Origin of the sequence: Streptomyces sp. NPDC090119, from assembly GCF_044747085.1 — a bacterium.
GTDB lineage: Bacteria > Actinomycetota > Actinomycetes > Streptomycetales > Streptomycetaceae > Streptomyces.
Map to the genome: position 1 here is coordinate 1,511,812 of NZ_JBIVDK010000001.1, position 26,117 is coordinate 1,537,928.

A 26,117-nucleotide genomic window follows, 5' to 3' on the forward strand; every position below is an offset into this window, starting at 1 on the left:
TCGGCCCATGACCGATCTCACCCACCGCTTCCCGGGCCACGGCGCCCTCGTCACGGGCGCGGGCCGGGGCATCGGCGCGGCAGTCGCCCGGCGCCTCGCCGAGGAGGGCGCCCGGGTCCTGGTGACCGACCAGGACGCACCCGAGGCGGAACGCGTCGCCGCCGAGCTGTGCCGACAGGGGCTCACCGCGGCGGCGTCGACGTGCGACGTGGCCGACCGGACCTCGGTGGAGGCGGCCGTCGCCCACGCGGTCGAGACCTTCGGCTCGCTGGACGTGCTGGTGAACTGCGCCGCCCACTGCTCCCCGGAAGGCCCGGCGTTCGAGGACGACCCGGACGAGTCCTGGGCCCGTGATCTGGACATCACCCTCGGTGGTGTCCGGCGCTGCAGCCAGGCCGCGCTGCCCCACCTCGCCGCCTCCGGCCGCGGCGCCATCGTCAGCATCGGCTCGGTCAACGGCCTGATGGACTTCGGCAACCACGCCTACAGCGCCGCCAAGGCCGGTCTCGGCTCCCTCACCCGCACCCTCGCCGGGCACGCGGCCGCCCGCGGGGTGCGGGTGAACCTGGTCGCGCCGGGCACCGTGCGCACCTCCGCCTGGGAAGGGCGGGACGACGACCTGGACGCCGTGCGCGACTGCTACCCGCTCGGCCGGGTCGGCGAGCCCGAGGACATCGCGGCGGCCGTCGCCTTCCTCGCCTCCCGCGACGCGGCCTGGATCACCGGCACCACCCTCGTCGTCGACGGCGGCCTGACCTCGGTGCACACCGGGTTCCGGACCGCGCTGGACGGGAGCCGCACCGGGCCGGGGTAAAGTTCACCGTTTCGTCACAGCATGCCGGAAACACAACCATCCGGCCGATGAGCCGGTCTAGTAGGCCGAAGCCCCGAGAACAACACGGGGCGACCGCCCGGGGGACGTCCCCGGGACCCGCAGGGGAGAAGGGATGGGGCCGACCATGGGCGACATACGCAGACGGGGAGCCGTCGCACTCGGGGTCGGCGCGCTGGTCGCGCCGCTCACCATCGCCGCCACCGCCACTCCGGCCCAGGCCGCGAGCTGCACCACCACGGCGGGCCCGTACCAGAAGCAGGTCGAGCGGTTCCTCGGCCGCACCGCGGACGGCAAGCAGTCCTCGGGGGACTGCTCGGCCATCCGCAGCTTCCAGAACAAGCACGGCATCACCCCCAACATCGGCTACGCCGGACCGGTCACCTGGGGTGTGATGGACCTCATGAACCGGCAGAAGGCCGTGGGCAAGAACCCCAACAAGGACGGCAAGTGCCCGGTGAACAAGGGCCGCATCGCCTGCGTGAACCTCACCCTCCAGCTCAGCTGGGTCCAGGACGGCAAGAAGCTGGTCTACGGGCCGGTCCCGGTGCGCACCGGCCGCGACAAGTACGAGACCCGCACCGGCCTGAAGAAGATCTACTGGCGTGACATCGACCACGTCTCCAACCTCTACGACGTGCCGATGCCCTACAGCCAGTTCTTCGACGGCGGGCAGGCGTTCCACTCCGTCGGTCTCAGCATGTGGAACCCGCCGGGCTCCCACGGCTGCGTGAACATGACCACCAAGGACGCGAAGAAGTACTGGTCACTGCTGAAGAACGGCGACGACGTCTTCGTCTACGGCCGCAAGCCCGGCACCTGAGCGGGACCCGCGCGCGGACGGGCGGGGCGAGCGGTGGAGCCGAACTCGCCCTTCCGCGCGGCTTCTTGACGTGATGAGTAACACGGTCCGAAATGCCCGAATAGCGCGTACTTATTCACGCTGCCTTCACGGGGACCGGCATATGCTTCACACCATGTCCACCACCACTGCTGAAGCCTCCTGCGGGCGTTCGGCCGCGGAGGTCAACGAGGAGATCCGGGCCCTGTGGCGCCGGTCGGGCGGCATCCTGACCAGCGAGCAGCGCGCGGAGTACCAGCGCCTCGTGATGGAGTGGGCCGCCGCGGCCCCCACACCGCGCCGCTCGGTCTGACCGGACCCCGCAGCCATCGTCGTACCGCCGAGAGGGCACCCGTGACCGGGTGCCCTCCTTCGTCGCGCCCGCCGGGGCCGGGGTCAGCCCCAGGTCGCGGAGTAGTACCGCTGGTACGCCTTGCGGTCCTGCTCGGCGCGGATGTACCGGGTGGCGATCAGCGCGATGACGCTGCCCGCGATCACCAGCAGTCCGGGGCCGACGTTCCGGGGGTCGGTGAGCCGGGCCAGCAGGGTCTCTCCCTCGACACCGGTCACCGGCGCCGAGAAACCGGGCTGGGCCGCGCTCGGCGTCATCCCGCTCTGGCCGGCCTCCGTCGCGGGGGTGGGGGAGGCGCTCCGGGCGGCGCCCGGGGGCGGGGTGGCGGTGATGAGCCTGACGTTCAGCGCGGCGAGCGCCTTCGTCACCGGCTGGAAGAACGTCGTACCGCCCGTGGTGCAGTCGCCGTTGCCGCCCGAGGTGATGCCGAGCGCGATGCCCTCGGAGAACATCGGGCCGCCGCTGTCGCCGGGTTCGGCGCACACATTGGTCTGGATCAGCCCGGTGACCGTGCCCTCGGGGTAGTTCACGGTGGCGTTGAGTGCGGTCACCTGGCCGTCGCGCAGCCCGCTGGTGCTGCCGCTGCGGAACACCCGCTGGCCCACGGCCGCGTCGGCCGACCCGGTGATCCGCACCCCCTTGCCGCCGCCCACCGCGACCACGTCGGCACCCTGCCCGGCCTTGCCGGTGTCGTACTGGACGAGGGAGAAGTCACCGCCGGGGAAGCTGCTGTTGACCGTCGCGCCCAGTTGCCGGGTGCCCTGGCCGTCGGCGAACCAGATGGAGCCGGTCGGCCCGCAGTGCCCGGCCGTGAGGATGAACTCCTGTTGCCCGTTGGTCACGTTGAACCCCGCCGAGCAGCGGCCGCCGGTCGACAGGATCGGCTGGGCGCCGTTGAGGCGGGTGGTGAACCTGCCCTCGGTCCGCTCCATGGTCACGAAGTTCCCGATGCGTGAGGCGACCTGGGTCATCTTCGTCCAGTCGCCGGACGACACCGTACGGTCCCCGCTCACCACGATCCGGTTGGTGCGGTAGTCCACCGCCCACGCGGTGCCGGTCACGCGGGGCGCCGAACGCAGCGCGCCGGTGGCCGACTTCAGCTCATTCATGCTGTGCCCGACGACCTTCGCAAGCGCCCCCGCCCGCCGCACCTCGGCGGCCGCTCGCTCGTCGGTCACCGCGACGACCGGACGGCCCTCGGCGTCCACCCAGTTGCCCGCCGAGCGGGCCGTGCCGAGCTTCGCCGCGAGCGCCGCGCCCTTGTCCCCGGCCGTACCGGCCGCGCTGAACGTCGTCGCGGGCGCGGCCGGGGTCTCGCTCGCCATGGCCGCCTGCGCGACCATCCCTCCTCCCAGGAGGAGTCCGCCGACCGCCGCCAGCCGTGTCACTCGCCGGACGACCCGCCGTCGTGCGTGCCTCATGCCAGACTCCCGAACCCCGAGCGCGCACCGCCCGTACCGGCGGCACGGGGCCCTCCGGTCATGAGCGCCCCCCGTCAGTACGGGTCCGGGGCCGGGAGTGTTCACCGGACGGCATGATTCCGCCCGGTCGGCGGGGTCAGTTCTTGCGGGCCACCCCGCCGAACATGGCGACCTCCTCCGGCTCGCCCTCCCCGGCACCCTCGGGACGCCAGCGCGAGCAGGACACCACGCCCGGCTCCAGCAGCTCCAGGCCGTCGAAGAAGCGGGTCACGTCCTCGGGGGTGCGCTGCGTGAGCTTCGGGGTGCCGTGCTCGTTCCAGAACTTCACCGCCTCGTCCACGTCCGGCATCGAGGGGCTGGTGACGGTGTGCGACAGCACCAGGTAGCTACCCGCGGGCAGCCGCTCCAGCAGCTGCCGGACCAGGCTGTACGGGTCCTCCTCGTCGCCGATGAAGATGACCACGCCGAGCAGCATCAGGGCCACCGGCTTGCTGAAGTCCAGTGTCTTCGCGGCGTGTTCGAAGATCGCGTCGACGTTGCGCAGATCCTCGTCCAGATAGTCGGTACGGCCCTCGGGGGTGCTGGTGAGCAGGGCGCGGGCGTGCGTGAGGACCAGCGGGTCGTTGTCGACGTAGACGACCCGCGTCTCCGGCGCCACGCTCTGCGCGACCTCGTGCGTGTTGTCGGCGGTGGGCAGGCCGGTGCCGATGTCCAGGAACTGCCGTATGCCGACCTCGCCGACCAGGTGACGCACGGCGCGGCCCAGGAAGAGACGGTCGTGGCGGGCGTACTCCCCGATGCCGGGGTGCAGTTGGCGGATCTGGTCGCCCGCCGCGCGGTCGACCTCGTAGTTGTCCTTGCCGCCGAGCCAGTAGTTCCAGATCCGGGCGGTGTGCGGCTGGCCGGTGTTGATGCGGGCGCGCAGCGACACGGCCACGTCGTTGGTGACGGCCGGGTTGTCGGTCACGGGGGTCAGCTCCTGGGGTGCCTGATGCGAGAGGTACCGGTCAAGACGCAATCTAGACGCCGGAGTTGATCCTCGCCGCAGGTCCGCGGCATTGGGGGGTGTCGGCCGGGGCCCGCAGCGGCCCGCCTCGTAGACTCGGGGCATGGACGACGCGCTTGTGTCCCGGCTCGGCTCGGGCAAGTATCTGCTGGTCACCAGCTACCGCAAGGACGGCACTCCGGTGGCCACCCCGGTCTGGGTCGTGCCCGACGGCGACGCCCTCGGCGTCTGGACGGCCGCCGACAGCTACAAGGTCAAGCGCATCCGCCGCCGCGCCGACGTCCTCGTGGGCCCCTGCGACATGCGTGGCCGCCCCACCGGCGCCCAGCTCCCCGCGAAGGCCGAGATCGCCGACCCCGCCACCACGGCCCGCTACCGCACCCTGATCGCCCGCAAGTACGGCATCGCGGGCCGCCTGACACTCCTCGGCAGCAAGCTGCGACGCGGGACCGAGGGCACGGTGGGTATTCGGGTGACGTTCCCCGCCTAGGGGAAGCCAATGACTCCGGACGGGAGAAGTGGCCCGATGGACCCCCGGATACCCCGGGTGCGGCGCAAACTGGCCGCCGTACCGTTCCAGCCGCTGCGCAGCCATTCCTTCGGCGAGGAGAGCCATCGCTTCCGCCTCGGCCCACGGCTGTCGGACCGGCGGATCGCGGCCTTCGAGGCGGAGAAGTCGGTCACTCTCCCCGACGCCTACCGACAGTTTCTGCTCCACATCGGCGGATCGGGCGCGGGGCCCTTCTACGGTCTTCTGCCCCTCCACAAGTGCGTGCTGCTCGTGATGGAGCCGAGCCCGGGGCCCGGCGAGCCACGCGGCTTCCGTCCGCCGAGCGGTGCGCAGGACGGAGACCTCTTTCTGCACTTCGTCGAGATGGGCTGCTCGGACGTCGGCCTGCTGGCTCTCACCGGCCCCCTCGCGGGCCGGGTGGTGACCGGTAACGCCGACAGTCACTGGGGCCCCGACGTGTCCTCCGCCCAGGACTTCCTCGCCTGGTACGAGCGGTGGCTCGACCACATGTCCCGGGGCCGGGACAACCGGGCCCTCGAACTCACTTCGCCGCAGCTCCGCGGTCGTCCGGACCGGTCTCTGCCGGAGCCCGGGAGCTGATTCGCCGCCGGCCCTCGGCCCGTCCCTCCCGGCGAGGGCGCGCTTCTCAGGTCCAGGCCCGGCACGTCTCGTCCAGGAGCTGGAAGACCGGCTCGCCGCGTACCGGGTCCTTGGCCGTGGAGAGGCGGACCCGGTCGCCGCTGTGGATGCCGACCGGGGGGCCCATGACGCGGCCGCGGACGACGAAGCCCTCGGCCAGTTCGACCAGGGAGACGTTGCGGGCGGCGGGGGTGTTGCGGTGGACGATCGTGGAGTGGCGGATCGTGCCGACGCCCTCGCTGCGTTCGGTGCGCAGGTCGCTGCCCTGACAGACCGGACAGAGGAGGCGGTGGTACATCGCGGTGCCGCACCAGCCGCAGCGCTGGTACTCGATGGAGTCGGCGGGGCGCTCGGTGAGGAGGCCCGCCGAGCCTGCCACCGGCTGGGCCGTTCCTGCTGAGTGGTGGTACACGCTCGTCAACTCCCTGCACTGGGCCGGAATCCGCTCATGCCCGATGCCGTGCCACCGTGCACGAGCGACAGCGTATGGCACTCAGTGTCACTCGTAAAGGCACTGCGTACCCTGAATTAGCGGCCCTCGCCCTGTGCCGCCTCGAACTGCCGGACCACCTGCCACAGGGGAGCGTCCCGGCGGGCCACCAGGACCACCACGTCGTCGGGGCGCGGCGACTCGGGCGGGAAGGGAGAGGGCGCGGGCCGGACCGGGTTGTCGGCGAACGCCGTCTGGACGCAGCCCAGCGCGTGGTCCACGGCCGCCTCCGCGTCGCCCTTGCCGTCCGAACGCAGCCAGGAGCGCAGGGCGTTGTTGTGCGCGGCGACCACCGCGGCCGCGATCACGTCCGCGCGCAGCGTGCCGTCCGTCCGGTCCGCGAACCGGCCGCGCAGATACGCGGCGAGCGCGCGCTCGTAGCGCCAGACCACCGACAGCTCGTACGCCCGCAGCCCCGGCACCCGGCGCGTCAGCCGGTAGCGCTGCACCGAGAACGCCGGGTTCTCCGCGTACATGCGCAGCACCAGCCGGGCCGCGTCGCACACCCGCCGCACCGGCTCCTCGTCGTCCTCGCCCGCCGCGAGGAACGCGGTCATGTCGGCCAGGCAGCTCTCGTGGTCGGGGAAGACCACGTCCTCCTTGGAGGGGAAGTAGCGGAAGAACGACCGCCGTCCGACCTCCGCCAGCGCCACGATGTCGTCCACCGTGGTCTGCTCGTACCCGCGCTCCAGGAAGAGCTGGAAGGCGGCCGCCACCAGGGCGTCGCGCATCGGCGGCTTCGCGGGCGGCGCCGCACTGCTGGTGCTCATGGACGGGAAAGTAGCATCCGGGGGCCATCTGTGGCACTGAGTGCAGCCGACAGGTCCTGATGAGGGAACCGAGTGCTCCGTGCGGGCCCGGCGATCATCGTCCGTCCGCTGCGACGTAACCTTTCTCCACCCTGTCGGCACCCGGCCCGTACGAGGAGATCCCGTATGCCCTCCGCCCGCCCCCGCCTGCTCTACGTCACCGACCTGGCGTACCCGGCCCGAGGGCGCCGCTACGGCGACGAGGACGTCTTCCTCACCTCCCGGCTGCGCGACCGCTTCGATCTCGCCCTGTGCCATCCGATGGACGCGGCCGCGCTGATGGAGGGCTTCGACGCCGTCGTGGTCCGCAACAGCGGCCCGGTGCTGGGCTATCACACCGAGTACGAGGCGTTCCGCGCCCGCGCGCTGGAGACCGGCACCCTGGTCTACAACCCGCTGACCGGCAAGGCCGACATGGCGGGCAAGGGGTATCTGCTCGACCTCACCGAGGCCGGGCTCCCGGTCATCCCCACCGTCGACCGCGCCGAGGACCTGCACCGGCTGCCCGTCGCCGACCGCTACGTGGTGAAGCCGACCTACGGCGCGGACTCCCTCGGCCTGCGCACCGTCCCGGCGAGCCGGGTCGCCGACGCCCCGGTCGCGGACGGCTCGGTCCTGGTCCAGCCGCACATCGACTTCGTCCACGAGGTGTCCTTCTACTTCGTGGACGACGACTTCCAGTACGCCCTCTACGCCCCCGACCCCCGCGACCGCTGGACCCTGAAGCCGTACCGGGCGACCGCAGCCGACCTGGAGTTCGCGCGCGGCTTCATCGACTGGAACGCGCTCGGCCACGGCATCCAGCGCGTCGACGCGTGCCGCACCCTCGAGGGCGACCTGCTCCTGGTCGAGCTGGAGGACCTGAACCCGTATCTCTCCCTGGACGTGCTCGGCGAGGAGGACCAGGACGCGTTCGTGGGCACCCTCACCGCGTCCCTGAGCCGTTTCGTGCTGGCGGGAGCCCTGGCTCCGGCGTGACGGGGGCCTGCTGAACGACGCCGCCCCGCGCTCCGTATCTCCCGGCGAGGGACGGAAGGAGAGCAGCGTGCCGACACCCCCCGATCCCGAACGCCCGCGCCCCGCAAGGGTCGTGGAACCCGTCCGCGTCCTGCGGGCCCGCCCCACCGACGCCCTCGCGGAGCTGATGCGCGAGCTGATGCCGGAGCCGGGGGCCGGGGTGCGGACGGAGCCACCCACCGCGCCCCCGGCCGACGCCGACACCGAGGAACTGCCACCGGTACCGCCCGACGACACACGTTCGCGCCCAGCCCAAGGCCGACACACAGGCCCCGGCGCGCCGTCCGGCTCCGCCCACCGGCGCTGGGCGATCGGCCTGGGCCTGGCCGCGGCCACCCTCGTCGGCTTCGGTGGCGCCCTCCTGCTCCCCGGCCGCGAGGAGGCCAGCGCCCGCCCCGCACCGCCACCCGCCGAGGCGACCGCCCCCGCCGCCACCGCCTCCACCGCGCCCTCGGTCACCGACCCCGACGGCCCCGGCACCCTCCGCCAGGGCGACTCCGGCCCCGAGGTCACCGACCTGCGCCGCCGCCTGCTACGTATCCCCGACGTCTTCCACGAAGGAGCCGCCACCGGCGCCTACGACCCCCAACTCACCGCCGCCGTAGCCCGGTTCCAGCTCTGGTACGGCATCCGGGGCGACGAGACCGGTGTCTACGGCGACGACACCCGCCGCGCCCTGGAGTTCCGCACCGGCACGGGGTGAGCCGGAGCGAGCCGGGTGAACCTCACTCCTCCGGCAGCCGGATGTCCACCACGCACACGTCGTCGCGGTGTTCGTCCACCAGCATCGTGCCGAGCAGGGCGTCCAGGCTGTCGCCGCCGTGCGCGCGGACCGTGTCGGCGAGGCGGGCGAAACCCGCGTGGACGTCCTCGCCGAGGCGTTCCACCAGGCCGTCGGTGTACAGCAGCAGCCGGTCGCCGGGCTCCAGGCGGGCCTCGGCCGCCTCGAAGACCGGGGTCGCGCTCGCCCCGAGCAGCATGCCGACGGGCCGGGCGAGGAAGCGGGCAGTGCCCCCGCGCACCAGCAGCGGCGGCGGATGCCCGGCCTGGGCCCAGGCGAGGACCCGGGTGGTGGGGTCGTACCGGGCGAGGACCATCGTCGCGGTGGAGCGGCCGTCCCGTGAGTGCAGCAGCAGGGTGTTGAGGCGGGTCAGCGCACCGGTGAGCGAGGAGCCCGTGCCCACCATGCCCTTGGCGGTGAACCGGAGCTGGGCCATCGTGGCGACCGCCCCGATGCCATGCCCCGCCACATCGCCGACCACGAACAGCGCGGTGCTGTCGGAGAGTTCGACGGCGCTGAACCAGTCACCGCCGACCTGGATGCCCGACTGGCCCGGCAGATAGGCGACTTCGACGCGCAGCCCGGCCAGCCGCACCGGCCCCGCGGGCAGCGGCAGCAGCGCGTGCTGCAACCGGTCGGCCAGCGCCCGCTCGGCCTGGAGCACCCCGCGCTGGAGCAGCATCGCCCGCTCGCTCTCCACCAGCGCGAGTTCGGCGCTGCGCTGGGCGGTGAGATCCTGCACGAACCCGTGCACCTCGGCGGGTGTCCCGTCCGGCTCGGTCACCGCCTCCGCGACGATCCGCAGGTGCCGCACCCCGCCCGGCGCGTCGACACGGAAGGGCACGTCGAAGGGGCGTGCGTGGTCGACGAGTTCGGTGATCGCGCCGCGCAGCGGTGCCGCGTCCTGCGGCGCCACCAGCGCGGGCAGCTCCGCCAGCGGCACCGGCCCGCGTGCCGCGTTCAGACCGAGCACGGCGTACGTCTGCGCCGACCAGGAGGTCTCCCCGGTGACCAGGTTCCAGTTGGCCCAGCCCAGATTGCCCAGCCGCTGCACGTCCCACAGCCGCTGCTCCTGCCGGTCCTCCGGGTCCAGTCGCAGCCACGTCACCAGCAGGCCGTCGCCCAGCGGTGCCGCCCGCACCGAGTACGTGGCGGTCAGCGGCACCCCGTCCACCATGTCCTGGTAGGCGAACGGCGCGCTCTCGAAGGGCACTCCGGTGGTCAGCGCCGTCAGATAGCCGTGCCACAACTGCTCGCCCGCGACGGTGGGATAGCTCTCCAGGATGTGCCGGCCGAGCATCTCGCGGCCGGTGTTGCCGAACACGTCGACCGCCTCCGGGCTCACCGCCTCGATACGGTAGTCCTCCACCGCGCCGGAGGCGGCGCGCAGCGGACGCAGCAGGATCGCGGCGCCCGGCAGCGCGTCGAGCACCGCCTGCACGGACCGCGTGGCCCCGCCCGCCTCGCCGTCCCGGTCCGCGGCGAAGGCGCGCAGCCGTCCCGCGCACAACCGGGCCGCCGCCAGCAGCAGTTGGCGTTCACGCGGCTCGAACGGCCCCTCCTGGGTGCGCAGTACGCCGAGCGCCACGCCGGAGCCGTGCCCGGCGGGCACCGGCAGCCAGGCCCGCGACAGCCACCGCTCGGGCGGGTCCCCGAGCAGGTACTGACGCCGGTCCGCCGCCAGGTCCTCCAGCCAGCGCGGCTCGCCGGTGCGCAGGCACTCCAGCGGGGCCAGCCTGCTCAGCGTCGGCATGTGGTGCCAGCGCCCGGCGAGGGCGGCGTCGATGCCCGCGTACCCGATGAGTTCGAGACCGTCCTCGGGCAGGCGCCGGTACAGCAGTACGGCGTCGGCGGCCGCGTCGGGGCCCAGGTGGCGCAGCAGATATCCGGCCAGCTCCTGCGGTGAGCCGACCCGCACCAGGTCGCGGCCCAGATCACCGAGGACGTCCGCGAGGTCGCCGGGCGCGGTGGGCGCGGGCTGCCGGGAGACGGCGGACCCCGGCTCCAGGACACCGGCCGGTGCCGTGTCCGGGGTGACCGGCTTCGGCCGCTCCAGCGCGCCCAGGGTGAGCCAGCACTCCTCGATCAGGGTGCGGCGGCCAGCCTCGGCGCGCGCGAGCAGCTCCTCGTGGGCGGCGTCCACGGACCGGCCGGTCAGGGCCATCAGCGCGCCCTTGGCCCGCTCCAGCACCGCCGAGGAGGCGGCGAGATCGCGCAGCCGCTCCAGCTCGGCACGCTGCCGGGCCACGACCTTGGCCAGCGCCGCGACATCGGCGCCGTAGCCGGGGTCCGCGGAGGGGGTGGGCTCGCTCGTCACGCGATGAGCATGGCACAACCCGGCCGCTCGCTCACTTGTCCGGCACAACCGTTCCCATCAGGGGCGGCGGGTGTCGGACGAGGGGCGCGGAAGGCCGGGTCAGCGGCCGGTGCCACGGGTGCCCAGCGCCTCGGAGACGGCGCGGACACTGCGCGCGATGTGCTGGAGCTGAAGCAGCTCGGCCGCGTACAGCTTGATGGTGTGTTCGATGACGGATTCGGGCAGTCCGAGCATCGGCAGTTCGGCGCGGGCGGTCTGGAGCGCGGTGCGTGCCACCCGGATCTCCTGCCGCACCTGGAGCCCGGCGTGCCGGGCGAGCAGCACGGGGTGCCGGATCAGCGCCGGATAGCTGGCGTAGCGGGCCGGGATCAGCTCGCGCAGCCATTTGGCCGCCGAGCGTTCCCAGTCGTAGCTGCCCGGCTGCTTGACCTGGCAGGGCCAGTCGGGGCTGATGCGCGTGGTGGTGATCGGCATGCTCATCGCTTCCGGAGTGCCTCGTCGTCCGGGAGCAGTATTTATATATGCCAACGGCTTTTCAAGACGGATGAAAACATTCATCCACGCCGGTGCGAAAAGCACCGCGCTCCCTCACTCCGGCAGGAAGAACTGCTGCTGGTCGGCGACCTGCTCGTACTTCTCCAGGCGGCCCTGGGCGCGCTCCGGGTCGGCGTCGGTCATCGCCTGGAGCAGCGCGGCGGCCAGCAGGCCCGGCGCGGCGTAGGAGTCGAAGACCAGCCGGGAGCCGGTGCCGGTGGCGAAGGTGACATCGGCCGCCTCCGCCAGCGGGCCGAGCGCGAGGTCGGTGACCAGCGCGACCTTCAGCCCCGCCTCCCGCGCCACCCGCAGCGCCGCGAGCGTCTCCTGCGCATGCCGGGGCATGGCGAACGCCAGCACCCAGGTGCCGCCCGCCTCACGGGACTGCAGCAGCGCGTCGCAGGCCACGCTGCCGCCCCGCGTCACCAGCCGGACATCGGGGTGGATACGCCGGGCCGCGTAGCCGAAGTACTCCGCCAGCGACCCCGAGATGCGCAGCCCCAGCACGGTCAGCGGGGTGGAGCGGGACAGCTCGCGGCCCACCCGGACCACCCGCCGCGGGTCGGCCAGGTCGCGGCGCAGATGCTCCAGGTTCTGGATCTCCGCGTCCACCGCCGCCTGGAGTTCGTTGGCGCGGTCCTCCTCACCGGGGCCGCCCGCCAGCGTGCCCAGCGCGATCGACTGGAGCCGCTCCCGCAGCGCCGGATACCCGCTGAAGCCGACGGCGGCCGCGAACCGGGTCACCGAGGGCTGGCTGACCCCGGCCCGGTCGGCCAGCTCGGTGATGGACAGGAACGCGGCCTCGGTGAGGTGCTCTATGAGATACCGCGCCACCCGGCGCTGTCCGGGGGAGAGCCGGGGCCCGTCGAACAGCGCCCGCAGCTGGGAGGTCGGCGCGGCCCCGGCGCCCGTGGCGGACCCGCCCGAACTGATCGCTGATGCCTGGGCGCGTGCCTGTTGCGGCGAGGGCGCCGGACCGTCGACTTTGTCTCCCACGACGAGCCAACATAGCCCACCGCCCCAGGCCACTCGGCGTGTTGGCCCTCGGGCTCAGCGCCGGTACAGCGTGATCGAGTGGCCCACCTCGTCGACCGGGCGGCTCGTGCGGATCAGTTCCGCCAGCCGCCCCCGCGCCTTGGCGACGGCCGAGTCCGACACCACCAGCAGCCCCCGCACCCGCTCCGGCGGCACCGTACGGGGATCACCGGCGCGGATGCCGTAGTACGACGGCACACCGCTGCCCTTGTACACCAGCCAGACCCGCTCGCCCGGATACCGCTCCCGCAGCCGGTCCGCGAGCGCGCCGAGGTCCTGCCCCCAGTCCACGTTGGAGTCGTGCAGCAGCAGATGGGTCCGCGCCGGACCGCCGAACGCCTCGTTGGCGTACGGGAGGTAGTACGGGAACGCCCGCAGCGAACTCACCGCCACCCACAGCATCAGCACCCCGGCCAGCACCTTGGCCCACCGGTGCCGCCAGAGCGTGACGCAGCCCCCGGCCAGCGCCAGGAACACCGGCACGAACAGCGCGTACCGGGTGCCGAAGTCCCGCGCGCCCGTCATCGCCACCGCCAGCAGCAGCGCGGGCGGCAGCAGCAGATACGGGGCCGCCGGACGCAGCCGGGGCACCGCCAGCACGGTCACGGCACCGGCCGCGCCGAGCGCGAGCAGCCCGAGCGGCGTCTTCACCAGCAGCGCGACGGGCAGGTAGTACCAGAGGGCGCCCGTGTACACCCGGCCGAAGAGGAAGCCCTCCCACGGGTAGTACTCGAACGCGAACTGCGTCCGCAGCCCGGCCCCGTACGCGGGCGGCAGCGGCAGCAGACCGCTCACCAGCGCGCGCTTGCCCGCCAGCGGCGGGAGCGGTTCGGCGGGCGCGAAGCCCAGCCGGGGGTTGACCACCAAATACGTCGCCCACACGACGGCCAGGGCCACCAGCAGCACCGTGCCCGCGCCGCCGAGCGCCGACAGCACCCGGCGCCGCCGTCCCAGGGCCGCCCGCGCGTGCCACACCGACCAGGCGACCAGCGGCATCAGCAGCGGGATCGCGGGCAGCGCGCTCATCTTGGTCGCCACCGCCGCGCCCAGCGCCGCCCCGGCGAGCGGCACATACCGCCGGGGCCGGTCCCGGGCCCGCCGGGCCAGCCAGACTGAGGCCAGCAGGAAGACCGTCATCGGCATGTCCAGCGTGGCCAGCGAACCGTGCGCGACGACGTCGGGGGCGAAGGCGTACAGCGCCAGCGCCACCAGCCCGGCCGCCCTGCCCGCCAGGTCCCGCGCGAACGCGAACACCACCAGCCCGCCCAGCAGCGTCAGCGCGATCACCGGCAGCCGTGCCCACAGCATCAGCCGCCAGGGGTCGTTCCCCGACTCGTACAGCAGGTGCCGTCCCGCGTCGCCCTGGGTGCCGGGGGTGTCCGGGTCGTAGTGCGGGGCGGCCACCGCGACCCCGGCCGCGATCAGCAGCTTGCCGAGCGGCGGGTGCTCGGGGTTGTAGCGCAGCCGGTGCTCGCGCAGGTAGTCGGTGGCCGTGACGACGTACACCGGCTCGTCGATGGTGGGCGTCTGCCGGACGGCCGTGGTGACCATCGCCGCCGCCAGCTGGGCCAGGAGCAGCGCCACGAACAGCGGTACCAGCCATCGGCGCCCGCGTACCCGGGGGAGCGGTGGGGCCGGGGGCGCCGGTGCGGGAATCGTCCCGGTCCCGTGGTGTTCGCTCGCCATCATCCGCCCCACGGTGGCACGCGCCGCGCCGGTCCCGGCGACGACCGGCCCCGGTCAGGCCCGTGTCCGCGCACCGTTCCCGCGACCGGCGGTGCCACCACCCCGCCGGACCGCTCGGCGGACCCTCCGCCGCGCATCCCCGGATACGGTCCCGGACCCCCGCCGGTTCAGCCCCGGCCGGGCACGGGCAGCGCCGAGGCCGGTATCACCAGGTCCGCCCGGTCCCGGGTGGTGGCGATCAGCTCGGCGTTGCGCTGGTCGGTGCCCAGCACCCAGGCCACCGCCGCCGTGTGCTCCTTGCCGAACTCCACGTGCCGGGCCACCAGCCGCCGTACCCGCTCCGGCTCGTCGACCTCGCAGTACCAGACCTCGTCCAGCAGCGGCCGCACCCCGGCCCATGAACCCTCGCGCAGCAGAAGGTAGTTGCCCTCGGTCACCACCAGGCGCGCGGACGGCGGCACCGGGATCGAACCCGCCACCGGCTGCTCCAGGTCCCGCTCGAAGGCGGGCGCGTACACCACCTCGTCCGCGTCGGCGGGCGCCTCGCGCAGCCGCCGCAGCAGCGCCGCGTACCCGGCCGCGTCGAAGGTGTCCGGCGCCCCCTTGCGGTCCCGGCGGCCCAGCCGGTCCAGCTCGGCGTCGGCCAGATGGAAGCCGTCCATCGGGACGTGCGCCACCCAGGGCGGCCCGTCCGCGTTCAGGGCGTGCACCAGGTGTCCGGCGAGGGTCGTCTTGCCCGCGCCCGGACCGCCCGCGATACCGAGGACCGCGCGCCGCCCGCCCTTGACCAGGCTGCGGGCGCGGAGGAGAAGATCGTCGAAGGTCGGCGGCATGCAGCAGAGTGTGCCACCGGGCGTGCGCGGGGCGGCCGCCGGGCGCCCCGTTTCCGCTCCGCGAGGCGTGATCGCCGCGCCTGATCCGGGGAAGGGAGCAGGGTATGACTCAGCTCGGACTGCCCGACACCATCCAGGCATGCCTGTTCGACCTCGACGGAGTGGTCACCAAGACGGCCGTCGTGCACGCGGCCGCCTGGAAGGAGACCTTCGACGCCTTCCTGCGCGACCACGAGGGCCCGGACGCGCGGCCGTTCGACGAGGTCGCCGACTACGACGAGTACGTGGACGGCCGCCCTCGCGCCGACGGCGTCCGCTCCTTCCTGAAGTCCCGCGGGATCGAACTCCCCGAGGGCGGCCCCGACGACCCGCCGGACGCGGGCACCGTGCAGGGCCTCGGCAACCGCAAGAACGAACTCCTCCTGGCGAAGATCCGCACCGACGGCGTCGAGGCGTACGAGGGCACCCTGCGCTACCTGGCCGCCGTGCGCGCGGCCGGGCTGGCCACCGCCATCGTCTCCTCCAGCGCCAACTGCCAGGACGTGCTGCGCTCGATCGACGCCGAGGACCTCTTCGACGTCCGGATCGACGGTGTGGTGGCCGCCGAACGGCACCTGCCGGGCAAGCCGAAGCCGGACACCTTCCTGGCCGCAGCCAAGGACCTGGGCGTGCCCCCGGAGCGGGCCGCCGTCTTCGAGGACGCGCTCGCCGGGATGGACGCGGGCCGCGCCGGAGGCTTCGGATACGTGGTGGGTCTCGACCGCACCGGGCAGGCCGACGCGCTGTACGCGCACGGCGCGCATATCGTCGTGGAAGACCTCGCCGAGCTGGGAGGCAAGCGGTGATCACTGAGCGGGCCTACACGGTCGAACCCTGGCACGTGCGCGAGACCACCCTCGATCTGGACGTCCTCGCCCAGAGCGAGTCGGTGTTCGCGCTGTCCAACGGGCATGTCGGCTGGCGCGGCAACCTCGACGAGGGCGAGCCGCACGGCCTGCCCGGCAGCTACCTCAACGGCGTGCACGAGGTGCACCCCCTGCCGTACGCGGAGGCGGGCTACGGCTACCCGGAGTCCGGGCAGAGCGTCATCGACGTCACCAACGGCAAGATCCTGCGGCTGCTGGTGGACGACGAACCCTTCGACCTGCGCTACGGCCGCCTGGTCTCCCACGAACGCGTCCTCGACATGCGGCGCGGGGTGCTGGAACGCACCTGCGAGTGGACCTCCCCGGCCGGGTCCACGGTCCGGGTGCGCTCCACCCGGCTGGTCTCCCTCACCCAGCGCGCGGTGGCCGCCGTCGCCTACGAGGTGGAGGCCGTCGGCCGCCCCAGCCGCGTCGTGATCCAGTCCGAGCTGGTCGCCAACGAGAGCCTCCCCGAACCCAACGGCGACCCGCGCGCCGCGATGAGCCTGCGCTCGCCGCTGGAGCAGGAGGACGGCTTCGCCTCCGGCGAGCGGCTCCGGCTGGTGCACCGCACCAAGCGCAGCGGACTCAGGGTCGCGGTCGGCGCCGACCACGTCGTCACCGGGCCCGGCCGCACCACCAGCCGCAGCGAGAGCGGCGTCGACGTCGCCCGGCTCACCGTCACCTCCGTACTGGAGCCCGGACACACCCTGCGGGTGGAGAAGCTGGTCGCGCACGGCTGGTCCGGCACCCGCTCGCTGCCCGCCATGGCCGACCAGGTGGACGCGGCCCTCGCCGCCGCCTCCCACGACGGCTGGGACGGGCTGCTGGCCGCGCAGCGCGAGGCCCTCGACGACTTCTGGGCCCGCGCCGACGTCGAGGTGCACGGCGACGAGGAGATCCAGCAGGCCGTACGCTTCGCCCTGTTCCACGTCTTCCAGGCGGGCGCCCGCGCCGAGCAGCGCGCCATCCCCGCCAAGGGCCTCACCGGCTCCGGGTACGACGGGCACGCCTTCTGGGACACCGAGATGTTCGTGCTGCCCCTGCTCACCCATACCGCGCCACGCGCCGTCGCCGAGGCGCTGCGCTGGCGCCACAACACCCTGGACGCCGCCCGGGAACGCGCGGCCCAGCTCGGGCTCGGCGGCGCCGCCTTCCCCTGGCGCACCATCGAGGGCTCGGAGGGCTCGGCGTACTGGCCCGCGGGCACCGCCGCCTTCCATGTGAACGCGGGCATCGCCGACGCCGTCGTCCGCTACGTCGAGGCCACCGGCGACGTCCGCTTCGAGCGCGAGGTGGGCCTGGAACTGCTGGTGGAGACCGCCCGGCTGTGGCGCTCACTGGGCCACCACGACCACCGCGGCGCCTTCCACATCGACGGCGTCACCGGGCCCGACGAGTACAGCGCGGTCGCCGACGACAACACCTACACCAACCTGATGGCCCGGCAGAACCTGCTCGCCGCCGCCGACGCGGTGGAACGCTACCCCGACGAGGCGCAGCATCTCGGCGCCGACGAGGAGGAGAGCGCGGCCTGGCGGGACGCGGCCGAGGCGATGAACATCCCCTACAACGACGAACTCGGCGTCCACGAACAGAGCGCGGGCTTCACCCGCTACCAGCGCTGGGACTTCGCCGGGACCGAGCCGGAGCACTACCCCCTGCTGCTGAACTACCCGTACTTCGACCTCTACCGCAAGCAGGTCGTCAAACAGGCCGACCTGGTCCTGGCGATGTACACCTGCGCGTCCTACTTCGACGACGAGCAGGTCGCCCGGAACTTCGCCTACTACGAGCCGCTCACCGTCCGCGACTCCTCCCTCTCGGCCTGCTGCCAGGCCGTCATCGCCGCCCAGGCGGGCCATCTGCGGCTCGCCTACGCCTACACCACCGAGGCGGCGCTGATGGACCTGCACGACCTGGAGCACAACACCCGCGACGGACTGCACATCGCCTCGCTGGCCGGGACCTGGATGGCGCTGGTCGCCGGGTTCGGCGGCATGCGGCGGGTGCTGCGGGGCCCGGCCGGGATGAGCTTCGCGCCCCGGCTGCCGGAACGGCTGCGTCGGCTCGCCTTCCACCTGCAGTTCCGGGGGCGCAGGCTGCGCGTGGAGATCGGCGCGGACAAGACGACGTACACCCTGCTCGAAGGGCCGCCGCTGATCATCGAGCACCATGGGGAGACCGTGACGCTGGAGACCGACGAACCCGCCGTGCGGACCGTGCCCCCGCTCACCCAGCGCCCGACCCCGGAACAGCCACCGCACCGGGTGCCGAAGGGGCTCTGACCCGCGCCGGTCAGCGGTGCTCGTCCTTGCCGTCGGCGAGGAGGTCGCGCAGGGCGCGCTCCTCGCCGGCGGTCAGGCCGGTCACGAACCGCCGCAGCGCCGCGACCGGGTCCGGGCTCCGGTCCAGCGCCGCCCGCATCGACTCGGCGGTCAGCTGCGCCGCGTCCTTCGCCGGACGGTACGCGCCGCGCCGCCCGTCGGCGTCCCGCAGCACCAGACCCTTGTCGTACAGCCGCTTGAGGATGGTGTGCACCGTGTTGTAGGCGAGCCCGCCGATCTCGGCCTGGATCTGCGCCGGGGTCAGCGCCCGCCCCGCACCCCAGAGCGCCGCCAGCACCTCACCCTCCAGCGCCCCCGCACCCCGCCGCTCCGCCCTGCCGAGAGGCCCTGCACCAGCCATGCCTTCCACCTTACAGCGCGTAGGGCCACCGCCGGATGGCCGTACGCGGGCGGCGGGCGGCGTCGATCCACGTTAGTTTGACCGTGATTTCGCCGCGGCATCCCGTTCTCCCGGACGCCGTCGGCGGGTGCTTCCGTGGAGGGGGAGGGGTGCCGATGACGGACACGCGCGCCACCCGCGACCATCCGGCTCCCGAGGCGCTCCCGGCCCCGGACGCCCGACCGGGCCCGCGGCTGCGGGGCCTCGTCTGGCAGACGGCCCTGTTGCTCTGCGTCCTGCTCTTCCTCGCCTACCTCACCCAGCGGTACTGGCCCACCGTGCGCGACGGGGCGGTGCGGCTGACGCTCGCCGACCAGGGCTGGCTGTCGGTCGCGGCCGTCGCCGCCGTCGGGACCTGGGCGGCTTCGGCGCTCGCCCAGCAGGGGGCCGTCACCGAGCGGCTGCCCGGCGTCCGGCTCGTCGCCGCCCAGTTCGCCGCGTGCGCCGCCAACCATCTGCTGCCCGCCGGGATCGGCGCCGGGGCGGTCAACCTGCGGTTCTTGCTGCGCTGCGGGCTGCCCATGGGCCGCTCCGCCGGTGCGCTCGCCGTCAAGGGCGGGGCCGGGGGAGTGTCCAGGCTGGCGCTGATCGCGTTGCTGGTGCCGTTCTGTCCGGGGCTGCTGCGCGTACCCGAACTGCCGCTGATCTGGCTCGTCGGCGCGCTCGGCGCGGCCGCGCTCGTCACGGCGGTCGCCGCCGGACCGCTCCGGCCGCGCTGCCGCCGCGCGCTGACCGCCCTGCTGGGCGACGTGCGTGCCGTGCACGCCCGGCCCGCGCGCGCCGTCGCCCTGTGGGGCGGGTCCCTCGCCTTCGCCGCGCTGCACTGCGGGGTGCTCGTCGCCGTGGCGCGTGCCGTCGCGCTGCCGCTGCCCGCGCCCGAGGTGGCCCTGCTCTACCTCGCCGCGAGCGGCGCGGCCGCCCTCCTGCCCACGCCCGGCGGACTCGGCTCGCTGGACGCGGCGCTCGTCCTCGCGCTCACCACGTCCGGCGCGCCCGCCGCGACGGCCGCCTCGGCCGTGCTCGGCTACCGCATGCTGACCGTCTGGCTGCCCCTGCCGCCCGGCCTGCTCACCCTCGCCGTGCTGCTGCGCCGCAAGGCGCTGTGAGGCTCCCGACCGGTCAGGGCAGAAGCTTCTCCACGGCCGCCGAGCCCTCCGTCTCCAGCTTGCGGCGGGCCCAGTCCAGACTCTTCGGGGTGACGTCCCTGCCCGCAGCCATCACCAGGTCCTCCGGGGTGATGCCGCCCGCGGGGGCGGTGTGCAGCAGGGCGTCCGGGGTGCAGTGGTCGTCGGCCGACCGGGACTCTTCGGGCGTGGAACTCGACATGACGCCTCCTCCTCGGGCCGGATGGGCGCATCCGTGCCGGTGCCGCCGAACGGGGCACACTCTCACCATCGGCCGCCGGACGCCCGTGCGCATCCGGAGACCTACGCTGGATGGGCAGCCGCACACCAGCACGGGAGGCCGCAGCGATGGCCGAGACGCCCTTCCAGCAGGAGACCAGGCAGACCCACCGCTATCTGCCGATCGCCGAGCACGGCCTCATCGGGGACCTGCGCAGCGTGGCCCTCGTCGGCAGCGACGGCACCATCGACTGGTACTGCTCCCCGTCCTTCGACGCCCCCAGCGTGTTCGCCGCCCTGCTGGACGCCGAGCGCGGCGGCCGCTTCGAGCTGGCCGCCTCCGTCCCGGCCCACACCAAGCAGTTCTACTTCCCCGACACCAATGTGCTGATCACCCGCTTCTTCACCGAGGAGGGCGTCGGCGAGGTGCAGGACTTCATGCCGGTCGGCACCGCCCGGCCCGGCGAGGAGGGACGGCACCGGCTGATCCGCCGCGTGGTCTGCGTACGCGGCACCGTGCCCTTCCGGGCCCTGGTCGCCCCCCGCTTCGGGTACGGCGCCGAACCGCACACCGTGCGCGAGGAGGAGGGCCGGCTGCTGTTCGACGCCGGGGAACGCTCCCTCGCGCTCACCGCCACCGTGGCCATGGAGTGCGACGAACGGGACGCCCGGGCCGAGTTCAAGCTCGGCGAGGGCGAGACGGCGGTGTTCGCCCTGGACCAGGCGGGCGGCGAGATCGCCCCGCGCGGCTGCGCGCACGCCGAGGCCGAGCACGAGTTCAACGCGACCGTCGACTACTGGCGCCGCTGGCTCGCCCACTCCCGCTACCGGGGCCGCTGGCGCGAGATGGTGCACCGCTCCGCCCTCACCCTGAAGCTGCTCACCTACGCCCCCACCGGCGCCATCGTCGCCGCCCCCACCACCAGCCTGCCCGAACAGCTCGGCGGCGAGCGCAACTGGGACTACCGCTATGTCTGGGTCCGCGACGCCGCCTTCGCCGTCTACGCGCTGCTCCGCCTGGGCTTCACCGGCGAGGCCGAGGCGTTCATGCGCTTCCTCACCACCCACATCAGCCCCGGCGACGGCGCGACCGAGGGCCCGCTGCAGATCATGTACGGCATCGACGGCCGAACCGAGCTACCCGAGAGTGAACTCCCGCACCTGGAAGGCTACTTGGGCTCCGCCCCGGTCCGGGTCGGCAACGCTGCCGCCCCACAGCTCCAACTCGACATCTACGGCGCCCTGATCGACTCCATCTACCTCTACGACAAGTGGGCCCAGCCCATCTCCAGCGCCCAGTGGGACGACGTGTGCCACCTGGTCACCTGGGTGTGCGAGCACTGGGACCAGCCCGACGAGGGCGTGTGGGAGACCCGGGGCGGCCGCAAGCCCTTCCTGTACTCCCGCCTGATGTGCTGGGTCGCCATCGAGCGCGCCATCCGCCTCGCCAACCGCCGCGGCCTGCCCGCCGACCTGCCCGTCTGGCGCCGCGCCCGGGACGACATCTACCGCCGCATCATGGACCGCGGCTGGTCGGAGGAGCGGGGCGCCTTCACCCAGTGCGAGGACAGCGACGTACTCGACGCGTCCCTGCTGATGATGCCGCTCGCCAAGTTCATCGCGCCGACCGACCCCAAGTGGCTCTCCACCCTCGACGCCCTCACCGAGGACCTGGTCTCCGACTCCCTCGTCTACCGCTACGACCCCGAGGCCAGCCCCGACGGCCTGCGCGGCGACGAGGGCACCTTCTCCATCTGCTCCTTCTGGTACGTCGAGGCACTGGTCCGCGCCGGTCGCGTCGACGAAGCCCGCCTGGCCTTCGAGAAGATGCTCACCTACGCCAACCATCTCGGCCTCTACGCCGAGGAAATAGGCCGCACCGGCGAGCAACAGGGCAACTTTCCCCAGGCGTTCACCCACCTGTCCCTCATCAGCGCGGCCTTCAACCTCGACAAGGCGCTGGGCTGAGCCGCCGCCCGCTCAGGCGAACCGCGAACTCGGCACCGGACCCGACGACTGCAGTTTCGAGCGCGAGCCCTGGAGCCAGCTGCCGCGCACGGCGGCCGCGAAAACGGTGAACGCCTCGTCGGAGTCGTCCGGACCCTCGCCGTCGCCGGAGTCGGCCTCGGGGTCCTTCGAGGCGGCCACGATCATGGCCGCCAGCTCCTGCTCCGGACGGTCGTCCGCCGGTCCCCGCTCGACACCGCCCTCCGCGTCGGACCGGAGCTGAGCGCCCCACGGCGCCGTCACCACCTGGTGCAGCAGCGTCACGCTGTCCGCCGCGACGACGGGCGGATCGGTCCAGCAGCTCGCGTGCTCGTGCAGCACCTGCCCCGGCGTCCGCTCCCGCAACTGTACGAGGATGTCCGGGCCGTCCTCGTGCCCGGCGAGCTCGTTCAGGTCGTACGCCACCACCACGGTGTCCTCCCGGTCCGGTGCGAACGGCTCCGCCGACAGGCCCAGCACCTCGGCGGCGGCCAGGCCCAGCACACGGGAGTCGCGGTCCGGCAGCAGCGACACCGACCGGGGCCGCACCCCGGTGGCCTCCAGCAGCGTCCGCAGCCGCAGCAGACCGCGCAGGCACTGCTCCTCCTCGTCCTGGAGGAAGGCGTACCGGCCGGTCATGCCCGCGTCGAAACCGTACGGGGAGATCGTGCCGAGGACCGTGCCGCCCAGCACGTACTGCCAGCCGCGCAGGTCGGTGAGATCCAGCGGCCCGGCCTGCTCCGCGTCCGCCGCGCGCCGCAGCATCAGATTCTGCCGTTCCCGCGTGGCCTGCCAGACCTGGTCCTCGGGATCGCCCAGCGGGGCGTGGTGGCGCCGGGCCGCTTCCAGGTCGCCCACCATGAGGGAGTTGAAGACCAGCAGGTAGCGGTCGGGCCACTCCTCGAACCGGCCCTCGTACCGGGCGAGTTCGTCGGCCGCCTCGCGGTGTCGGCCCTCACGCTCGTAGGCCGAGACCAGTTCCCGCATGATGGCGAGGGAGTCCGGGGCCTCGCGCAGCGCCACCCGCAGGGCGGGGATCGCCAGGAACGGGACACCGCGCTCGACGCACGCGTACCCGAAGCGGAACAGCGGTCGCGGCTCCCGAGAGCCGCCGGTCAGCGCGGACGCGGCCTCGGCCAGATCGGTGAAGTCGGCGGCCGTGGCAGCCCGTTCGACGACGAGGGCCACCTCGGCGAGCGGCGCCTCCTCGGCGGCGGGGCGCAGCAGCCGGAGGGCGCCGGGGACGTCGGAGGAATCCAACGCGGCCCAGGCATCCTGCAGTTCGGGGGACTCGGGGCGGCGGCGCTTCTTGCGGAAGAACATGCCCATGATCATGCCGTCCGGCGGCTGACTTCTTCAAGGCAGTTGTCCGGCAGCGCCTCAGGGCAGCGGCTGTTCCGCCCAGATGATCTTGCCGGTCGGGGTGTAGCGGGTGCCCCAGCGGTCGGAGAGCTGGGCCACCAGGAAGAGGCCGCGGCCGCCCTCGTCGGTGCTGGCGGCGTAGCGCAGGTGCGGGGAGGTGGTGGTGCCGTCCGAGACCTCGCAGATCAGGGCCCGGCCGCGCAGCAGGCGTACGCCGATGGGGCCCCGGCCGTAACGGATGGCGTTGGTGACCAGCTCGCTCAGGATGAGTTCCGTGGTGAAGGTCAGCTCCTCCAGGTCCCAGTCGGCGAGCTGACGGGTCACCTTGGCGCGGATCTCCGAGACGGCCGCCGGGTCGGCGGGCACCTCCCACTGGGCGACCTGGTCGGCGCCGAGGACGCGGGTCTCGGCCACGATCAGCGCGACGTCGTCCGTGGGGCGCACCGGCAGCCGGTCGAGGACGACACGGCAGGTCTCCTCCGGCGAGGCGCCGGGCGCGTGCCGCAGGGCGTCCCGCAGCATGTCAAGACCCTCGTCGATGTCCCGCTCGCGGTCCTCCACCAGACCGTCCGTGTACAGCACGAGACGGCTGCCCTCCGGCAGCTCCAGATCGGCGGTCTCGAACGGCAGCCCGCCCAGGCCCAGCGGGGGACCGGCGGGCACGTCCGGGAACTCGACCGTGCCGTCCGGCAGGACCAGCGCGGGCGGCAGATGCCCGGCCCGCGCGATGGTGCAGCGCCGGGACGCCGGGTCGTACACCGCGTACAGACAGGTCGCGCCGGTGACGGCGGCCGCGCCGTCCTCCGGGGTCTCGTCCTGGTCGAGGCGGGCCACCAGCTCGTCCAGCAGGCCCAGCAGCTCGTCCGGGGGCAGGTCGAGCGAGGAGAAGTTGTGCACGGCCGTACGCAGCCGTCCCATGGTCGCCGCCGCGTGCAGGCCGTGCCCCACCACGTCGCCCACCACCAGCGCCACCCGCGCACCCGGCAGCGGCAGCACGTCGAACCAGTCGCCGCCCACCCCCGACTGCGCGGGCAGATACCGGTAGGCGATCTCGAGCGCGTCCTGCGCGGGCAGCGTGCGGGGCAGCAGACTGCGCTGGAGGGTCACCGCCATGCTGTGCTCACGGGTGTAGCGGCGGGCGTTGTCGATGGACACCGCCGCCCGCGCCACCAGCTCCTCCGCCAGCGCCAGATCCTCGGAGTCGAACGGCTGCGGCTTCTCCGAACGCCAGAAGTTCGCCACCCCCAGCACCAGGTTCCCCGCTCGCAGCGGGACCGTGATCAGCGAGTGGACGCCGTACTCGATGATCTGCTCGGTGCGCTCCAGGTCCTGCGCCTGCCAGCCCGGCGCCTCCCGCAGATCCGGCTCCACCACGGACTGCCCGGTGGCCAGGCTGCGCGCCTGCGGCGACGTCGGCACGAACCGGATGCGCTCGCCCAGCGGATACAGCGGTGCGTCCTTGCGGATGCCGCTGAACGCCGCCCGCCGCAGCTCGTTGCCCGGCTTCGGTTCCTCGCCCTTGAGCACCGGGTCGAACAGGTCCACCGTGACGAAGTCCGCGAACCGGGGCACCGCCAGCTCGGCCAGCTCCTCCGCCGTCCGGCTCACGTCCAGACTGGTGCCGATGCCCACCCCGGCGTCGTACAGCATGTTCAGCCGCTCGCGGGCCACCTCCGCCCGGCCGGACAGGGCGCGCAGCTCGGTGGAGTCGCGCAGCGTGGTGACGCTGCCGGGCGGGCCGCCGTCCAGATCGGTGGGGCGCTGGTTGATCGCCAGCAGCTTGTCCTTGACCAGATGCACCTCGTCCGTGGCGACCCGCCCGGAGGCGAGCAGCCCGGCCGTCTCGTCGTCCAGCCCCAGGTCCAGCACGCTGCGCATCTCGGCGTCCTCGGGCAGGTCCAGCAGCCGGTGCGCCTCGTCGTTGGCGAGCAGCAGCTTGCCGCCGTCACCGACGATCAGCACACCCTCCCGGACCGCGTGCAGCACCGCGTCGTGGTGCTCGTACATCCGGGTCATCTCGTAGGGGCCGAGACCATGCGTCTGGCGGAGCAGTCGTCTGCTGACGAGCGCCGTGCCCGCCGTGGCCAGCGCGAGCGCCGCCGCGGCCGCCGCGAGGAGCAGCGGCACCTGCTGGTCGGCCGCCCCGCCGACGTGCGCGGTGGTGATGCCCGCCGAGACCAGCCCGACCACCTTGCCGCCCGAGTCCCGCACCGGCACGACCACCTGGACCAGCGGACCTATCGTGCCGGTCAGCTCCTCCACCACCGTCTCCCCGCGCAGGGCGGGCGCGATGGTCCCCACGAACTTCTTGCCGATCCGGTCCCGGTCGGGGTGGGTGTAGCGGATGCCCTCGGTGTTCATCACGACGATGAAGTCCACCTTGGTCGCCTTGCGGGCCGCCTCCGCGCTCGGCTGGAGGATCGCCGTCGGATCGGGCGAACGCAGCGCGGCCGCCGTACCCGGCGCGTTGGCGAAGGCACCGGCGGCGGACAGGGAGCGGTTACGGGCCTCCAGATCGCTGTCGTGCCGTACCTGGAGCACCTGCGCCACCACGGCCGACACCACCAGCAGCAGCACGATCACCACCTGGAGCAGGAACACCTGCCCCGCCAGGCTGCGTCCGGTCATCGAGGCGCGCGGGACTCCGGGCGGACCGCCCTCGCCGTCACCGCCCGGATGCCGCGCGCCGA

At 73.3% G+C, this 26,117-nt stretch carries 24 protein-coding genes; 11 read left to right on the forward strand and 13 right to left on the reverse strand.

Going from position 1 to position 26,117, the window contains the following annotated elements; translation table 11 throughout:
• Nucleotides 1-7 precede the first annotated feature (7 nt).
• From ACIPPM_RS06895 to ACIPPM_RS06905, 3 genes are all read left to right on the forward strand, one after another.
• On the forward strand, nucleotides 8-814 hold the full coding sequence (locus tag ACIPPM_RS06895; protein WP_401443891.1) for an SDR family NAD(P)-dependent oxidoreductase: 807 nt from the start codon (nucleotides 8-10) through the stop codon (nucleotides 812-814).
• Between the two features lie 145 nt (nucleotides 815-959).
• Nucleotides 960-1,655, forward strand: a complete 696-nt coding sequence (locus tag ACIPPM_RS06900; RefSeq protein ID WP_401443894.1) for a L,D-transpeptidase family protein — start codon at nucleotides 960-962, stop codon at nucleotides 1,653-1,655.
• 142 nt (nucleotides 1,656-1,797) lie between these two features.
• Nucleotides 1,798-1,986 (forward strand): hypothetical protein, encoded by a 189-nt coding sequence (locus ACIPPM_RS06905; protein ID WP_401443896.1) that lies wholly within the window; start codon nucleotides 1,798-1,800, stop codon nucleotides 1,984-1,986.
• A gap of 83 nt (nucleotides 1,987-2,069) precedes the next feature.
• Here ACIPPM_RS06905 and ACIPPM_RS06910 read toward each other — a convergent pair whose 3' ends face one another.
• On the reverse strand, nucleotides 2,070-3,446 hold the full coding sequence (locus ACIPPM_RS06910; protein ID WP_401443898.1) for a S1 family peptidase: 1,377 nt from the start codon (nucleotides 3,444-3,446) through the stop codon (nucleotides 2,070-2,072).
• Nucleotides 3,447-3,582: 136 nt separating this feature from the next.
• A complete protein-coding gene (locus ACIPPM_RS06915; protein WP_401443901.1) occupies nucleotides 3,583-4,413 on the reverse strand; it encodes an SAM-dependent methyltransferase in 831 nt (276 codons plus the stop codon).
• 142 nt (nucleotides 4,414-4,555) lie between these two features.
• On the opposite strand from ACIPPM_RS06915, the gene ACIPPM_RS06920 reads away from it, so the two are divergent.
• Together ACIPPM_RS06920 and ACIPPM_RS06925 are read left to right on the forward strand one after the other, a co-directional pair.
• The gene (locus ACIPPM_RS06920; protein WP_401443903.1) at nucleotides 4,556-4,942 is read left to right on the forward strand and encodes a PPOX class F420-dependent oxidoreductase; all 387 of its coding nucleotides are present in this window, start codon (nucleotides 4,556-4,558) and stop codon (nucleotides 4,940-4,942) included.
• A gap of 36 nt (nucleotides 4,943-4,978) precedes the next feature.
• Nucleotides 4,979-5,563, forward strand: a complete 585-nt coding sequence (locus tag ACIPPM_RS06925; protein WP_401443905.1) for an SMI1/KNR4 family protein — start codon at nucleotides 4,979-4,981, stop codon at nucleotides 5,561-5,563.
• Nucleotides 5,564-5,609: 46 nt separating this feature from the next.
• Here the strand turns inward: ACIPPM_RS06925 and ACIPPM_RS06930 are convergent, their stop codons facing one another.
• Together ACIPPM_RS06930 and ACIPPM_RS06935 are read right to left on the reverse strand one after the other, a co-directional pair.
• On the reverse strand, nucleotides 5,610-6,014 hold the full coding sequence (locus ACIPPM_RS06930; RefSeq protein ID WP_401443908.1) for a Zn-ribbon domain-containing OB-fold protein: 405 nt from the start codon (nucleotides 6,012-6,014) through the stop codon (nucleotides 5,610-5,612).
• A gap of 116 nt (nucleotides 6,015-6,130) precedes the next feature.
• Nucleotides 6,131-6,862: a TetR family transcriptional regulator gene (locus tag ACIPPM_RS06935; RefSeq protein WP_401443911.1), complete on the reverse strand. Its 732-nt coding sequence runs from the start codon at nucleotides 6,860-6,862 to the stop codon at nucleotides 6,131-6,133.
• 165 nt (nucleotides 6,863-7,027) lie between these two features.
• Between ACIPPM_RS06935 and ACIPPM_RS06940 the strand changes: the two genes are divergently transcribed.
• Both ACIPPM_RS06940 and ACIPPM_RS06945 read left to right on the forward strand, forming a co-directional pair.
• Nucleotides 7,028-7,879 carry a hypothetical protein gene (locus ACIPPM_RS06940; RefSeq protein ID WP_401443913.1) on the forward strand — a complete coding sequence of 284 codons (852 nt, stop codon included), beginning with the start codon at nucleotides 7,028-7,030 and terminating at the stop codon, nucleotides 7,877-7,879.
• A gap of 67 nt (nucleotides 7,880-7,946) precedes the next feature.
• Nucleotides 7,947-8,621: a peptidoglycan-binding protein gene (locus ACIPPM_RS06945; protein WP_401443916.1), complete on the forward strand. Its 675-nt coding sequence runs from the start codon at nucleotides 7,947-7,949 to the stop codon at nucleotides 8,619-8,621.
• A gap of 22 nt (nucleotides 8,622-8,643) precedes the next feature.
• On the opposite strand, the gene ACIPPM_RS06950 is transcribed toward ACIPPM_RS06945, so the two are convergent.
• The 5 genes from ACIPPM_RS06950 to ACIPPM_RS06970 form a co-directional block, all read right to left on the reverse strand.
• Complete coding sequence (locus ACIPPM_RS06950; RefSeq protein WP_401443918.1) at nucleotides 8,644-11,016, reverse strand: SpoIIE family protein phosphatase; 2,373 nt, start codon at nucleotides 11,014-11,016, stop codon at nucleotides 8,644-8,646.
• Between the two features lie 99 nt (nucleotides 11,017-11,115).
• A complete protein-coding gene (locus tag ACIPPM_RS06955) occupies nucleotides 11,116-11,496 on the reverse strand; it encodes a hypothetical protein (protein ID WP_030805039.1) in 381 nt (126 codons plus the stop codon).
• 108 nt (nucleotides 11,497-11,604) lie between these two features.
• On the reverse strand, nucleotides 11,605-12,546 hold the full coding sequence (locus ACIPPM_RS06960; protein WP_401443921.1) for a MurR/RpiR family transcriptional regulator: 942 nt from the start codon (nucleotides 12,544-12,546) through the stop codon (nucleotides 11,605-11,607).
• 54 nt (nucleotides 12,547-12,600) lie between these two features.
• Nucleotides 12,601-14,274, reverse strand: coding sequence for a phospholipid carrier-dependent glycosyltransferase (locus ACIPPM_RS06965; protein ID WP_401443924.1), 1,674 nt, complete (start codon nucleotides 14,272-14,274; stop codon nucleotides 12,601-12,603).
• Nucleotides 14,275-14,438: 164 nt separating this feature from the next.
• On the reverse strand, nucleotides 14,439-15,104 hold the full coding sequence (locus ACIPPM_RS06970) for a nucleoside/nucleotide kinase family protein (protein ID WP_401443927.1): 666 nt from the start codon (nucleotides 15,102-15,104) through the stop codon (nucleotides 14,439-14,441).
• A 104-nt stretch (nucleotides 15,105-15,208) separates the two neighbouring features.
• On the opposite strand from ACIPPM_RS06970, the gene ACIPPM_RS06975 reads away from it, so the two are divergent.
• Both ACIPPM_RS06975 and ACIPPM_RS06980 read left to right on the forward strand, forming a co-directional pair.
• Nucleotides 15,209-15,949 carry an HAD family hydrolase gene (locus ACIPPM_RS06975; protein WP_401443929.1) on the forward strand — a complete coding sequence of 247 codons (741 nt, stop codon included), beginning with the start codon at nucleotides 15,209-15,211 and terminating at the stop codon, nucleotides 15,947-15,949.
• The gene (locus ACIPPM_RS06980; RefSeq protein ID WP_401443931.1) at nucleotides 15,946-18,297 is read left to right on the forward strand and encodes a glycoside hydrolase family 65 protein; all 2,352 of its coding nucleotides are present in this window, start codon (nucleotides 15,946-15,948) and stop codon (nucleotides 18,295-18,297) included. The genes ACIPPM_RS06975 and ACIPPM_RS06980 overlap by 4 nt, the downstream gene beginning before the upstream one ends.
• 10 nt (nucleotides 18,298-18,307) lie before the next feature.
• On the opposite strand, the gene ACIPPM_RS06985 is transcribed toward ACIPPM_RS06980, so the two are convergent.
• Nucleotides 18,308-18,697 (reverse strand): BlaI/MecI/CopY family transcriptional regulator, encoded by a 390-nt coding sequence (locus tag ACIPPM_RS06985; protein ID WP_401443933.1) that lies wholly within the window; start codon nucleotides 18,695-18,697, stop codon nucleotides 18,308-18,310.
• Between the two features lie 155 nt (nucleotides 18,698-18,852).
• Here ACIPPM_RS06985 and ACIPPM_RS06990 point away from each other — a divergent pair, with 155 nt between their 5' ends.
• On the forward strand, nucleotides 18,853-19,842 hold the full coding sequence (locus ACIPPM_RS06990; RefSeq protein ID WP_401443935.1) for a lysylphosphatidylglycerol synthase domain-containing protein: 990 nt from the start codon (nucleotides 18,853-18,855) through the stop codon (nucleotides 19,840-19,842).
• A 13-nt stretch (nucleotides 19,843-19,855) separates the two neighbouring features.
• On the opposite strand, the gene ACIPPM_RS06995 is transcribed toward ACIPPM_RS06990, so the two are convergent.
• Nucleotides 19,856-20,062, reverse strand: coding sequence for a hypothetical protein (locus ACIPPM_RS06995; RefSeq protein WP_389000322.1), 207 nt, complete (start codon nucleotides 20,060-20,062; stop codon nucleotides 19,856-19,858).
• 146 nt (nucleotides 20,063-20,208) lie between these two features.
• Between ACIPPM_RS06995 and ACIPPM_RS07000 the strand changes: the two genes are divergently transcribed.
• On the forward strand, nucleotides 20,209-22,047 hold the full coding sequence (locus ACIPPM_RS07000) for a glycoside hydrolase family 15 protein (RefSeq protein ID WP_401443938.1): 1,839 nt from the start codon (nucleotides 20,209-20,211) through the stop codon (nucleotides 22,045-22,047).
• A 12-nt stretch (nucleotides 22,048-22,059) separates the two neighbouring features.
• Here the strand turns inward: ACIPPM_RS07000 and ACIPPM_RS07005 are convergent, their stop codons facing one another.
• A complete protein-coding gene (locus tag ACIPPM_RS07005; RefSeq protein WP_401443940.1) occupies nucleotides 22,060-23,388 on the reverse strand; it encodes a tetratricopeptide repeat protein in 1,329 nt (442 codons plus the stop codon).
• A gap of 57 nt (nucleotides 23,389-23,445) precedes the next feature.
• Nucleotides 23,446-26,055, reverse strand: coding sequence for a SpoIIE family protein phosphatase (locus tag ACIPPM_RS07010; protein WP_401444234.1), 2,610 nt, complete (start codon nucleotides 26,053-26,055; stop codon nucleotides 23,446-23,448).
• Nucleotides 26,056-26,117: the final 62 nt, after the last annotated feature.